The 12184-nt window shown below is 47.3% G+C and carries 14 protein-coding genes and 1 pseudogene; all 15 read right to left on the bottom strand.

Annotation, left to right across the window (positions count from 1 at the left end):
- Positions 1-85 precede the first annotated feature (85 nt).
- The 15 genes and pseudogenes from DXA20_RS06990 to DXA20_RS06920 all read right to left on the bottom strand — a co-directional run bounded on the left by DXA20_RS06990 (position 86) and on the right by DXA20_RS06920 (position 12175).
- Positions 86-409: a branched-chain amino acid transporter permease gene (locus DXA20_RS06990; protein WP_022306883.1), complete on the bottom strand. Its 324-nt coding sequence runs from the start codon at positions 407-409 to the stop codon at positions 86-88.
- On the bottom strand, positions 402-1172 hold the full coding sequence (locus DXA20_RS06985; RefSeq protein ID WP_243100569.1) for an AzlC family ABC transporter permease: 771 nt from the start codon (positions 1170-1172) through the stop codon (positions 402-404). Before DXA20_RS06985 ends, DXA20_RS06990 begins: the two co-directional genes overlap by 8 nt.
- A gap of 79 nt (positions 1173-1251) precedes the next feature.
- A complete protein-coding gene (locus DXA20_RS06980; protein WP_118559774.1) occupies positions 1252-2604 on the bottom strand; it encodes an RNA-binding domain-containing protein in 1353 nt (450 codons plus the stop codon).
- 75 nt (positions 2605-2679) lie between these two features.
- On the bottom strand, positions 2680-3576 hold the full coding sequence (locus DXA20_RS06975; RefSeq protein WP_118559773.1) for an NAD(P)/FAD-dependent oxidoreductase: 897 nt from the start codon (positions 3574-3576) through the stop codon (positions 2680-2682).
- A 100-nt stretch (positions 3577-3676) separates the two neighbouring features.
- Positions 3677-4108, bottom strand: a complete 432-nt coding sequence (locus DXA20_RS06970) for an RrF2 family transcriptional regulator (RefSeq protein ID WP_118559772.1) — start codon at positions 4106-4108, stop codon at positions 3677-3679.
- A 260-nt stretch (positions 4109-4368) separates the two neighbouring features.
- Positions 4369-6059: pseudogene (locus DXA20_RS06965) on the bottom strand (sulfate adenylyltransferase subunit 1).
- A gap of 1 nt (position 6060) precedes the next feature.
- Entirely contained in the window at positions 6061-6963 is a 903-nt protein-coding gene (cysD, locus tag DXA20_RS06960) for a sulfate adenylyltransferase subunit CysD (protein WP_022306889.1), read from the bottom strand.
- A 19-nt stretch (positions 6964-6982) separates the two neighbouring features.
- The gene (locus DXA20_RS06955) at positions 6983-7294 is read right to left on the bottom strand and encodes a 4Fe-4S dicluster domain-containing protein (protein ID WP_118559771.1); all 312 of its coding nucleotides are present in this window, start codon (positions 7292-7294) and stop codon (positions 6983-6985) included.
- Positions 7278-8975, bottom strand: coding sequence for an adenylyl-sulfate reductase subunit alpha (locus DXA20_RS06950; RefSeq protein WP_022306891.1), 1698 nt, complete (start codon positions 8973-8975; stop codon positions 7278-7280). Before DXA20_RS06950 ends, DXA20_RS06955 begins: the two co-directional genes overlap by 17 nt.
- A 94-nt stretch (positions 8976-9069) precedes the next feature.
- Positions 9070-9492 carry a M67 family metallopeptidase gene (locus tag DXA20_RS06945; RefSeq protein ID WP_118559770.1) on the bottom strand — a complete coding sequence of 141 codons (423 nt, stop codon included), beginning with the start codon at positions 9490-9492 and terminating at the stop codon, positions 9070-9072.
- Between the two features lie 133 nt (positions 9493-9625).
- Positions 9626-10429, bottom strand: a complete 804-nt coding sequence (thiF, locus tag DXA20_RS06940; RefSeq protein WP_022306893.1) for a thiazole biosynthesis adenylyltransferase ThiF — start codon at positions 10427-10429, stop codon at positions 9626-9628.
- Entirely contained in the window at positions 10429-10638 is a 210-nt protein-coding gene (gene thiS / locus DXA20_RS06935) for a sulfur carrier protein ThiS (protein WP_022306894.1), read from the bottom strand. The genes thiF and thiS overlap by 1 nt, the downstream gene beginning before the upstream one ends.
- Before the next feature lie 94 nt (positions 10639-10732).
- Positions 10733-11047 carry a thioredoxin family protein gene (locus DXA20_RS06930; RefSeq protein ID WP_118559769.1) on the bottom strand — a complete coding sequence of 105 codons (315 nt, stop codon included), beginning with the start codon at positions 11045-11047 and terminating at the stop codon, positions 10733-10735.
- Between the two features lie 29 nt (positions 11048-11076).
- Positions 11077-11322, bottom strand: a complete 246-nt coding sequence (locus DXA20_RS06925) for a sulfurtransferase TusA family protein (RefSeq protein WP_118559768.1) — start codon at positions 11320-11322, stop codon at positions 11077-11079.
- Complete coding sequence (locus DXA20_RS06920) at positions 11315-12175, bottom strand: 4Fe-4S binding protein (RefSeq protein ID WP_118559799.1); 861 nt, start codon at positions 12173-12175, stop codon at positions 11315-11317. Before DXA20_RS06920 ends, DXA20_RS06925 begins: the two co-directional genes overlap by 8 nt.
- Positions 12176-12184 lie beyond the last annotated feature (9 nt).

Raw genomic sequence — 12184 nt, 5'->3', positions numbered from 1 at the left:
AGATACCTGCCACCCGGCAAAATATCTCCCAATCTTTCTTAGTGTACCACAATCCCGATTATTATGATATCTTTTTTTCGTTTTGTCATGCAAACTGCAGCAATATCATATAAAATGCCGTGCTTCCGACAATGCTAAACAGTGTATTCTTCTTCCAGACATGTAACAGTACGCAGACTCCTGCAGCCAGAAGCTGATACATCCCTGTTCCGCCAAAATCCATCGGCACGGATTTCAGGCAGTATACGATCAGCACCGCCATGATCGCCGCCGGAAGGATATTTCCCAGATACCGGATGACCTCCGGGATCTCCTGACGTTTTCCTAACAGGGTAAAGGGCAGTGCACGCATCAGAAGAGTACATGCCGCCGCCAGCATGATTGCCGTAAATGCCTGTATATTATTCATGTTCCACAGCCTCCTCTCCAGAAGCTGCTCCGACCGCAGAGTTCATGGTTCCACGAATCAGAAGCAGAATACCCGACACCAGTATCAGCGTCGGCAGCAAAAAGTAATCCGGTCCCACAAGAAGAAGCAGAACCACTCCACAGCCAAGACCAAGCAATGCCGGAATATGACTCTTTGCCGACCGCCACTGATCCACAAATATCGTGACAAACAGCGCTGTCATACAAAAGTCAATACCCGTAAGTTCCACGGGAATGCTCTGTCCGATCACGCCGCCAGCCACCGCACCAAGCATCCAGCTTATCCTTGAAAACAACGCGATCCAAAACATCTCATCACGTTTCCTGATGTTCTCCAGGGATTTTGCTATGTTCTTTTCGTCCTCTTCCGGCACCGCTTTCTTTTCGTTCTGTCCCATTTTCTGGTCAGACTCTTTCGCCCTCTGCTCCTGCTGCATCTGCAGTGCACAGTTTGCCGCATACGTTTCGTCCGTCATTGTATGCACCATATACGGATAACGTTTTCCCATCTGCCGGAATTCCTCCACAAAGCTGAGTCCATAGAAAAACTGGCGGCTGTTCATAAATAATGCCGTGAGCGCTATCGTGAGCAGCGAAGCCCCGCTGCTTAAAAAGGTAATCAGAACAAACTGGAATGCCCCGGTATACACCGTCATGCTCACAAGCAACGACCAGCCCCAGCGATAGCCCGCCTCCTGCATTAAAAGCCCATAGGACATGCTCACAAACAAATAACTTCCCATAATGGGCAAAGCCCGCCAGAATGCCTGACGGACTGTGTCCTTATGAAATATTCTCCGTTGATTTCCGGCTTTTTCTTTTTTACTGAATATTATCATTATCGTTCACCGTATAGATACTCAATCTTCCCTTTTTTCTTTGTTCTAATTGTCCGGAACCGCATAATTCCTTGAGAAGCCGAAACGCCTTTGTCGAACCCGCTCCAAGAAGCTTTTCCGCCTCTTTTCTGGTGATCACTTTATTCTTTCTGACATAATCAAGAAGCTGCTTCTTTTCATTCGGAACAGACATCATATAATTTGCAGGAACCTCCCGAACCACAAAAGGAAGCGCTTCTATTTGTTCATTTTGATTAGGTAACGTGACCCTGAAAACGCCTTTGGCTGTTTCAAACTTCGGCTGCTCTTTCCGGTTTTTATATGCTCTTTGAATCCTCCCGATGCCGGTTCCATAACTCTCAATCAATTTCATACGATAGAATATCGCCGCAAGACCCGGATTTCTCGACTGGGAAACTCCAAGAAAAATGGAATTGATCTCCAGTCCCGGAACCAGACCTCCCAAAGAAACAAATTCCATCCGGTCCTCATAAATATTGATCAGATTACTTCCGCTAAAAGAATAGTCTCTATGAACAATACTGTTAAGCAGTGCCTCTCGGATAGCCTCCTCCGGATAGTCCCTGGTATCAGTCCGTTCTAACCCGGAAAAACTCGCTTTTGTTTTATTGGCCATATCAACATATTGGTAAACATCCTCCAACTGCTTTAGAAGAGAACCCGAAAACTCTTTGCGATCCCGGAAAATCTCTTTGTCTTTCCCCTGAAATAATGCTATTTTAGTCGTCACCTCACACTGATCAGACAACAACAAAGCCAGATTGGTATACAATCCGTCCTCCCCGATCAATTTCAGTGTTCGCATCTGGGCATCTCCGATTTCAAACCCTCTCAGCTCCATTTCCCGGTAGAATTCCCGAAAGGTCAGCTCCTGTGTCATACTCCGGCACAACTCAAAGGATCTTCCGCTGTTTTGAAGAAGCATCTCCCGGATTCCTTCCTCCGTCATAGGCTGTGAAGAACTGCCCTTTCTAACATATACACCTCCGGGCTTCAATCCCTTTTCCCTCAAATAATAAGGACGATTTGTCCCGGTTGTAATCTGAATTTCGATCACATTTCTGCCCTCGATAGCAACACTGTCCACCCTGACAAAAGGCATAACATCCGGAGCAATCGCATCTTTCAGGGAATTCACAATACGAAGCATAACCTCATCCGGATCATCTACCCCCTTGACAGCACCATCATTGCATATCCCAACAAAAACAGTGCCTCCCTCAGCATTTGCAAATGCAATTACTTCTTTTTTTATATCTGAAACATATTCCTGCTTATATTCTATATTTAACTTCTCACCTGACGTCTCGCTCATTCTTTCTCTCCTTTCTCACTTTTTTATCATTATAAGAAAGAAAGAAAAGAAAGTCAATGAACATTTTCTATGTTTCTATCTCCGGATATACCTCTCCGCCTCTGTCGCTGCATTGGCCCCATCTGCTGCCGCCGTGATCACCTGACGAAGCGCCTTGGTCCGCACATCTCCTGCCACAAACAGTCCCTGGGCCGAGGTGATCCCCTGCTCTCCTGCTGCCACATAACCATACTCATCAAGTTCTGCAACGCCTTGAAGCAGTCCTGTTACCGGCTCCATTCCTACTGCCGCAAAGACACCGGCCACTTCCAGTCTGCGGCCATCCTCCAGCACCAGAGCCTCTACCCGCTGTTCTCCCTGAATCTCCTGTACTCTCGCATTCGTCAGGATCTCAATATTTTCTGCATCCTTTACCTTCTGCACCGTTCCCGCATTTCCGCGAAACTCGTCACGACGGTGGATCAGATAAACCTTCTCACAGATCTGTGACAAATAAAGAGCATCATCCAGTGCCGTATCACCACCGCCGACCACAGCCGTCACCTTTCCCTGAAAAAATGCGCCGTCACAGGTAGCACAGTAGGACACACCTCTGCCGGAAAGCTTGTCCTCTCCCGGTACGTTTAAATGGCGATGGGATGCTCCTGCCGCATAGATCACGGTCTTCGTCTCCAAAACATCCCCGCCTGCCAGAAGCACCTTCCAATAACCATCGGACTGCTTCAGCTTCGTGACCTCTTCCTCCAGAAAAGCCGTCCCCAGATTCTCAGCATGCTCCCGGAATTTTTCTCCCAGAGAATATCCGTCAATCCCCGGAATGCCCAGATAATTATCCACCTGACCACTCTCCGCGATCTGCCCGGTTCCACAATATTCCTTTTCGATCACAAGAATATCCAGACCGGCACGTCTGCCATAAACTGCAGCCGACAATCCCGCCGGACCGCTTCCTATAATTATAATATCTTTCATATCCGTTTTCCTTTCCCGTTGTTCTCTTCTCGAAACCAAAGATACCGATAATGCCTTATCCTGTATCGCCAAGAAACATTATCGGTATTATTTTTATTATTTAGATTACATAAAATCCGGCCTCTTCCGTCTGCTCTTCCTCCCAGTCCAAAAGATCCTGCAGTGTAATATTGTCTACAATATCATTGACTGCTTTTCCCATTTTGTCCCAGACGCGGTTGATCACAGAAGCCTTTTCCATTTCGTTGGAGGTGTCCGAAGAAAGGGACATTAAATCGCCCTCCGTCTGCCGCAGGATCATTCCCACCGTGTACTCCTCCGGTGTTTTTTTCAGCAGATAACCACCCTGAGACCCACGGACGCTCTTTACAAAACCAGCTTTGTTGAGCACGGAAATAATCTGCTCCAGATATTTTTCTGAAATCTGCTGGCGTTTTGCGGTTTCTTTTAACGGCACCGGCACGCCGCGATTATGATTCGCCAGATCCAGCATCAGGATCAAAGCATATCTTCCTCTGGTAGAAATCTTCATATGGAACTCCTCTTCTAACTGCTAAAACTACGGTTGACACTAATAATATGCGAAGCAACTTCTAATGCGAACACGCAAGTGTTCGCATTACCCTGATGCCACGGATTGCTCCATTGCGACGCAATTTCCGCAATCCTGCAACCATCTCCAATCCCACAGATTTGCAAGCAAATCTGCTTCTTGTCGGTGTTTGGCGGGTCAAGCCAGTAGATAGCAATTTGTATGTAAACATACATTGCTATCTACTTTTGGCCCTTGCATCATATCATCCAGAAATTATCAGTGCATATAATTCTACGGTAGGTTTCAAACTTGGACCACTTGTTGAAGAATTCCAAATGATTCTCCTTGTCCAGATTCTTGTACTCGTACAGATAATTGTCGAGGTCTGCCTTTACACGGATGCGCAGTGCAAATCCTCTCTCATCGAGAACAGGAAGTCCTGTGTACTGATATTCGGACAGTGGAATGATGTCCTCGATCACACGGTTACGGATCAGGATAACGGCATCACTGTCTGCTGCAAGAATATCGAAATAATCCGGATACTTAAAGCTGTCGCCCTCGATCGGCACGGTATCGCCAACATGGTATGTTTTATCCTGTGTATTTACCTTAGAGAGGAATGCGTTCTCCAGATTGAAGTAGAATTCCTCGAAAATATATCCGCCGGTTTTGATATCATCCTTCTGGAAATATGGTACCTCACCATCGGTGGAAACATCCTCAACAACACCGCAGGCCGAAGTTGCATGACTGATACGGTCGATCAGGATCAGCTCGCCGAGTGTCTTGTTGGTTTTGAACTTGTCAACGATAATCTTCTCTGCAAATTCCAGATGGCAAACGGCAATCTCATTTTTCTCAACATGGTCTGCCTGAATATGCTCTCCGCTGTTGACATCGATCTTGTACTCAATGCTCTTTAGCATTCCCGGAATCTTCTTGGTTCCAAGCTTAACAAGGTACTCCTTGCCAAGAGAAAGCGGCTCATCATCCATCCACAAAAGTGTCGTTGTTACGTCCTTAGTGTAAGGAAGATCTTCCTTATTGGCCAATACGCAGCCACGGCTTACGTCCACTTCACGGTCAAGCTGGATCGTTACTGCCTGACCTGCCTCAGCCTCCTGCACCTCCGTAGAACCGTTCAGGATTGACTTGATCGTTGCCTTCTCATCGCTCGGCAGTGTGGTTATCGTCTCGCCGACTTTAATACGTCCGCTTTCAATCTGTCCCTGGAAACCACGGAACTCATGATTCGGACGGCATACACGCTGTACCGGCATATAGAATACGGAAGAATTCTCCTGCTCGGAGATATCGACTGTCTCCAGATAATTTAACAGTGTACCACCCTGATACCAAGGCATATTCTCAGATACAACCGTTACGTTGTCACCCTCTGTTGCGCTGACTGGAATGATCTTTACGCTGTAAAGACCAAGCTTTCTGCCAGATCCTTGATGTCCTTTTCGATCGCACGAAAACGCTCCTCGCTGTAATCTGCTAAATCCATCTTATTTACCGCAAATACAAAATAGCGGATTCCCATCAAAGCACAAATTCTTGCATGGCGTCTTGTCTGTACCAGAACACCCTGCTTTGCATCGACCATAACTACGGCAAGCTGTGCAAAGGAAGCACCAACTGCCATGTTTCTTGTATACTCCTCGTGACCCGGTGTATCTGCTACGATAAAGCTTCTGTTGTCCGTTGTGAAATAACGGTATGCCACATCGATCGTGATACCCTGCTCACGCTCTGCCATCAGTCCGTCAAGCAGCAAGGAATAATCAATCTCACCGCCACGGGAGCCAACCTTGCTATCCAGGATCAATGCTTTTTCCTGATCTGCATATAACAGCTTGGAATCATATAAGATATGACCGATCAAGGTTGATTTTCCATCATCTACACTTCCACAGGTTATAAATTTTAATAATCCATTCATCCTAGAAATACCCCTCTCTCTTTCTTTTTTCCATACTTGCAGCGCCGCCGTCCTTATCGATCACACGGCTTGTTCTCTCAGACTCTACGGAGCTGAGAGTCTCCTCAATGATCTCATCGAGTGTTGTTGCATTGGATTCCACACCACCGGAAAGCGGATAGCAGCCCAGTGTACGGAAACGAACCATCTTCATCTCCGGCTTCTCGCCCGGCTCCAGACGCATACGATCATCATCTACCATGATAATGTTGCCGTCACGGTATACAACCGGTCTCTCTGCCGCAAAGTAAAGAGGCACGATCGGGATATTTTCCCGCTTGATATACTGCCAGATGTCCTTCTCAGTCCAGTTGGAGATTGGGAATACACGAATGCTCTCGCCCTTGTTGATCTCCGTATTATATAATTTCCACATCTCCGGACGCTGGTTCTTCGGATCCCATGCATGCGACTCATTTCTGAAGGAGAAGATTCTCTCCTTGGCACGGCTCTTTTCCTCGTCACGTCGTCCGCCACCAAATGCTGCTGTAAAACCGTATTTATTTAATGCCTGCTTCAGTGCCTGTGTTTTCATGATGTCGGTGTAAGCAGCACCGTGATCAAACGGGTTGATTCCCTGCTTCACACCCTCTTCGTTGATGTACTCGAGCATCTCAATGCCAAGTTCCTTTGCGGTCTTGTCACGGAACTCGATCATCTCACGGAATTTCCAGGTTGTGTTAACGTGAAGAAAAGGAAATGGCGGCTTCTCCGGGTAAAATGCTTTCATTGCCAGGTGAAGCATTACCGAACTGTCCTTGCCGATCGAATATAACATAACCGGCTTCTCACACTCCGCTGCAACCTCTCTGATTATGTAGATTGCTTCTGCCTCTAATTCATCCAAATGTGTTAATCCACTCATAGTCGTCCTCCATCCTTTTCTAATATTTATTGGAACTGCGCCGGTCTACCTCAATCGTAACCTCGCGTCCATCGCTTTTATGAATATTCCAACGTAAGATCTGTCCGTCTTTTGTCACAGTCATCACACTGCCGTTTCCTCCGATATCTGCTCCGAGGAAAAATCCTATCGCTCCAACCGGGCATTCTTTCACGCAGGAAGCGCATCCCCAGCAGTCCTTCGGATAGCGCATCACTGCTTTTCCCTCCTGCTTTTCGATCAGCGTTCCCGGGCAGACCTGCATGCACTGACCGCAGCCGATACATTTCTGCCGGTTAATTTGTATGCTCATAGGACCCCTCCTTTACAATATCTCTCAGTATGATCCGGATCTTTCCATCCTCCAGACGGGAATTGACATATTTGAAAAAGTTCTCATCCTCGTTCGGATGATCCAGATTCTCATTGAAGGAATGCCACCTCGTCTCCTTACGTCCTCTCAGATGTGCGATCAGACTCTTGCAGACGATCAGCCGCTCCTTTAATTCATAAACGAATAAAAGCTCATGCATATTCTGTGCGGTAAGTTCATCTGCGAGTGCAGTCAGCTGATCGATCTTCTCATCGGCAAGCTTTAACTGCTTCTCATTGTACTGGTAATGGGTAGATATACCGCCGGCATATTCATCCATCACCTTCTGCATTGCCTCCTCAAGCTCCTCCGCCGTAAACGGTGACTGCTCTCCTGCTAAAATATCCTGATAAGCGGCAGTCTCTTCCTGTGCCTGACGGGCAATCTCCTCGTCTGCACCATCGGCCACAGAAGTCCCGCTTAACTGCTTCTCGATCGCCTTTGCCGCAAGCTCACCCTCTGCCAGTGCGCCGGTTACATATTTCTGTGGACATCCTCCTGCCACATCTCCGGCAGCATACAGACCGTGGATCGTTGTCTCACGGTTGGTGTCTACCCAGTAACCGCTTGCCGTGTGTCCGCCGACAATGTAAGGCTCTGTTCCCTCGATCTCAACATCCTGCTCGCCCGGAAGCTCCCCGGTCTCGATCCATTTGAGCGTCTGGCTTGGCGCCATGTTCAGGTATGCCTTTAAAAGATTTTCTTCCTGATCCTTATCAATACCGCTTGTCTTCAGGTAGCATGGACCGTTTCCAAGCTGGTTCTCGCGAACCGTGCCATAGACACGCTCGCTTGTGGTGAGTCCGTATTTGTCCTCGTAAACAAAGCCCTTGGAATTGATCTGCTTTGCTCCCACTCCCTGTGCAATGGTTCCGGTCGGTGCGATCGTGTCCTTGCAGCGAAGTGCGATAAATCGCATTTCGAAGGAGGTCATCTCTGCGCCTGCCCGGATTCCCATGGCATATCCGGCACCGGTATTAAATGGCGGATACCACATTTTATGTCGGGAAAATCCCGGATTGTTCGGTTTATAAAGTCCTGCTGCCCCGCCGGTTGCCACCAGCACGGCACCCGCATGGATCTCATAAGCGGTTTCATCCTCGAGAGAAAATCCTACCGCACCATAAACTTTATTATCCTTTGTCAGAAGCTTTGTGATATTGACACGGTTTATAACCGATACATTTTCCTGTTCCTGTACTGCCTTGGCAAGGATCGGCTTGAAGTTCTCTCCGTTGATCTTAATATTACGGTTTCCTCTGGTGACATAATCACCATTCTCATCTTTCAGGATCACAAGACCAAGATTTTCCATATCTGCAGTCACTTCATTGAAATGCTCCGCTGCGGTAAGCAGCAGATCCTCTCTGACAATACCTGCGGCATCCTTCCTGGCATAATCGACATAATCCTGTGGAGCATGCCCCTTCGTGATATAAGCGTTGATCGCGTTGACTCCTGCTGCCAGACATCCGCTCCGCTTAATATGGGCTTTCTCCGCAATCACCACGGACAGCCCTGTGTCACGGCTCAGAGTCAGTGCTGCGTAACAGCCTGCGGTACCTCCTCCGATGATCAATACATCTGTGTTGATCTGCCGTACTTCAAAATCTTTACTCATGGAACCATCCTTTCTGTGTCGTTTGTCACCCTTTATTTCACGAAAAGCCATCGGCTTTTATTCCGGTGCATTCAGGAAAATTTTCCGAATGCCTTTATAGATATTCAATCTCATGGATTGTAACATTCTTGTCCGGATCAATTCCGAATGCCTTGAGCACCGGATTGTCTGCCTCCTGCAAAGACAGGATCAGATATTCCATTGTGGAATCATATGCAAGTCTCTTGTCCTCCTCGGAAGGACGTGATGGCGATTCCGGATGAGAATGAAAGTTTCCGATCAGCTTCTTACCCTTTGCTCTGGCATCCTTTACAGCCGCAAGCTGCTCCTTCGGATCCATGGAGAAATGCTCGTTGCTGGCATCAATGTTCGTCAGCAGATATACCTCTGTGATGCTTTTTACTTCTCCGTCAATATCTCCCGCCAGAAGTCCACAGGATTCATTCGGAAGACCTGCCTGACAGTGTGCCAGGATCTTCTCGTAATCTTCTTTTTTCATTTTCAACGTTATTGCCATGCTTTCACCTTACTTTCTATATCATCTCTATGTTCTGTATTCTATTCACCGGCATCTGCACCGAGTAAGCTCACTGCTTTTTGCAGGCAAGCTTGCCAGGCCGTAAACTTACTTAGCACACCGGTGACTAGTTTTACTTAAGATCACATTCTGCCTGCTCATAATCGATAAGCTCTGTGATCGTTGGCTCGTCGCCGCATACGGCACAGTGATGATCCTTCGGAAGCTTGATCGTGTGAAATTCCATTTTCAGTGCATCGTATGTTAAAAGCTTTCCGGTAAGAAGTTCTCCCTTACCGATAATATACTTGATTGCCTCCATTGCCTGAAGACTTCCGATAACACCGCCCATAGCACCGATGACACCGGCCTGCTTACAGGTTGGAACCGCATCCTTTGGCGGTGGATTCTTGAATACACAACGGTAACATGGTCCTTCTCCCGGTACATAGGTCATGAGCTGACCCTTGAAACGAATGATACCGGCATGGGAGAATGGCTTTCCTGCCATAACGCAGGCATCATTGATCAAAAATTTTGCCGGGAAGTTATCGGTACCGTCAATGATGAAATCATAATCCTTGATCAGATCCATAATGTTTGTGGAATCTACAAATGTGCGATATGTCTTGACGGTAACATCCGGGTTGATCGCTTCCATTGTCTCCGCAGCGGATTTCACCTTTGCCTTGCCCACATCATTGGTGGTGTGGATGACCTGTCTCTGCAGGTTGGAAAGATCTACCTCATCGGCATCAACAATACCGATCGTACCAACACCTGCTGCAGCCAGATAAAGTGCTGCCGGTGCTCCGAGTCCGCCTGCTCCGATGATCAGAACGCTGGCGTTTAAGAGCTTCTTCTGTCCCTTTACACCAACCTCCTGAAGGATGATGTGGCGGGAATATCTCTCAAGCTGTTCGTTTGTAAAAGCCATTATCTTGCTCCTCCTCCCATGAAGTAAAGGAATTCAACGGCATCGCCATCCTTTAATACTGTCTCGCCAAACTTCTCTCTGTCTACGAAGTCATCATTGATCGTTACGGTAACATATAATGGATTCTCAACGTTCTCCTTCTCGATCAGCTGCTCTACGGTTACACCCTCATCATACTCTTTCTTGTTTCCTGCAATTGTGATTGTCATTGTATTCTCCTTTCTTACACCTGTAAGTTTCTTTTATTTCTATTTCATGGTGTCCCAAATATCGGACACCTCTTAAAGCATTTCAAGTGGTGCATCAGATATCGGTAACCAGCTTTGTGATCTCCTCACGCTTTACCACTCCGGTCAGTCTCCACTGCTGCTCTCCATGGATGAAGTAGATCAGTGTCGGTGCAGACATTACTTCGTATTTGCCAGCCAGTCCCTGCTCATAGTTTACATTGATCTTGAACACGTCAAGCTTGCCGTCGTAATCATCCTCAATCTCGCCGAGCACTCCAGCCATTCTCTTGCATGGAATGCATGTATCCGAATAAAAATCCACCAAAACCGGTTTATCCGCTTTCAATACCTTTTCTTCAAACTGCTGCTCATTAATTCTTGCTGCCATATGTATCACCATGCCTTTCTGTTTCTTCTTTACTCTTCTACCTTGCGGACGATCAGGGTGTAGGTTCCATCCTCATTGTCCTCCAGCTTGAGGATCTGATGACCCTCTTCCTTAATACTTCTCGGTACATTCTGTACCGGCTCACCGTCGTTCATTTTCACTGCGAGAACCTCTCCGTCCTCCAGCTCTTCCAATGCTACCTTTGCCTTGACAAATGTCACCGGGCAGACCACATCGGTAATATCCACTGTATCATCAATCTTAATATCAGCCATCGTATGCCTCCTTTAATACCTCGTATAATTTATTGCTTCCAACCCGGTCGATTGTAAATTTGAATCGCTCACCCGGATTTGCGTGATCATCAAAGAACTGGATCGCTGCATCGGTTACGCGGAAAAGCTGTTCCTCTGAGGTGATCGGTGGCAGCATATACTGTCCTTCCTTGATGGTGTTGCCAAAGGTTCCTCCGCAGGATACCAGATAAGCACTCTGTGCATCCCATGCATCGGTCGGGCAGGACTTCACGCAACGTCCGCAGAAATTACATTTGCCCTGGTCTAATATGATCTTTCCATCCTCCAGCTTGAGAGCCCCCTCGCGGCAGACCTTTACGCAAAGACCACAGCTGATGCAGGCATCCTCTTTCCATGCAACCTTTGTTGCTCCCTTGATTCCAACATCGTTCTCCTCTGCCTTCAGACAGTTGTTACGGCAGCCCGTAACGCCAAATTTAAATTTATGTGGAAGCTCACGGCCGAAGTAACGCTCGTCAAGCTTCTTTGCAATATCCTGTGTGTCAATGTTACCGCTCGGACAAATCGCATTTCCCTGACAGGCAGTAACGGTACGAACTCTCGGTCCGCAGACACCCGGTTTACAACCGCCCTCGGCAAGCTCTTCCTTGACAACATCAATATCTTCGAGCTTAATGAATGGAATCTCAACACCCTGTCTGGATGTCAGATGTACATATCCCTCACCGTGCTCCTCTGCAACTTCGGCGATTTTTTTCAGATTCTCTGCAGTCAGTGTTCCACCGACGACTGCGACACGAAGCGAAAAGTTATTTTTCTGCTTCTGTCTCATGAAACCGCCTTTTTTTAATGTTCCATAATCTACTGCCATATCCTGTAC

Source organism: Roseburia sp. AM59-24XD, assembly GCF_003478445.1.
In the GTDB taxonomy this organism is placed as follows: domain Bacteria; phylum Bacillota; class Clostridia; order Lachnospirales; family Lachnospiraceae; genus Jutongia.
Note: the sequence above shows the minus strand (reverse complement) of the source record. Positions and strands in the feature narration are given on the sequence as shown.

Coding starts and splice junctions, on each gene's coding strand:
- DXA20_RS06990 (WP_022306883.1), bottom strand. CDS start 409: ATGAATAATATACAGGCATTTACGGCAATCATGCTGGCGGCGGCATGT.
- DXA20_RS06985 (WP_243100569.1), bottom strand. CDS start 1,172: ATGGGAAGTTATTTGTTTGTGAGCATGTCCTATGGGCTTTTAATGCAG.
- DXA20_RS06920 (WP_118559799.1), bottom strand. CDS start 12,175: ATGGCAGTAGATTATGGAACATTAAAAAAAGGCGGTTTCATGAGACAG.
- thiS (WP_022306894.1), bottom strand. CDS start 10,638: ATGACAATCACAATTGCAGGAAACAAGAAAGAGTATGATGAGGGTGTA.
- DXA20_RS06980 (WP_118559774.1), bottom strand. CDS start 2,604: ATGAGCGAGACGTCAGGTGAGAAGTTAAATATAGAATATAAGCAGGAA.
- DXA20_RS06945 (WP_118559770.1), bottom strand. CDS start 9,492: ATGGCAATAACGTTGAAAATGAAAAAAGAAGATTACGAGAAGATCCTG.
- DXA20_RS06925 (WP_118559768.1), bottom strand. CDS start 11,322: ATGGCTGATATTAAGATTGATGATACAGTGGATATTACCGATGTGGTC.
- thiF (WP_022306893.1), bottom strand. CDS start 10,429: ATGGCTTTTACAAACGAACAGCTTGAGAGATATTCCCGCCACATCATC.
- DXA20_RS06950 (WP_022306891.1), bottom strand. CDS start 8,975: ATGAGTAAAGATTTTGAAGTACGGCAGATCAACACAGATGTATTGATC.
- DXA20_RS06955 (WP_118559771.1), bottom strand. CDS start 7,294: ATGAGCATACAAATTAACCGGCAGAAATGTATCGGCTGCGGTCAGTGC.
- DXA20_RS06970 (WP_118559772.1), bottom strand. CDS start 4,108: ATGAAGATTTCTACCAGAGGAAGATATGCTTTGATCCTGATGCTGGAT.
- DXA20_RS06975 (WP_118559773.1), bottom strand. CDS start 3,576: ATGAAAGATATTATAATTATAGGAAGCGGTCCGGCGGGATTGTCGGCT.
- cysD (WP_022306889.1), bottom strand. CDS start 6,963: ATGAGTGGATTAACACATTTGGATGAATTAGAGGCAGAAGCAATCTAC.
- DXA20_RS06930 (WP_118559769.1), bottom strand. CDS start 11,047: ATGGCAGCAAGAATTAATGAGCAGCAGTTTGAAGAAAAGGTATTGAAA.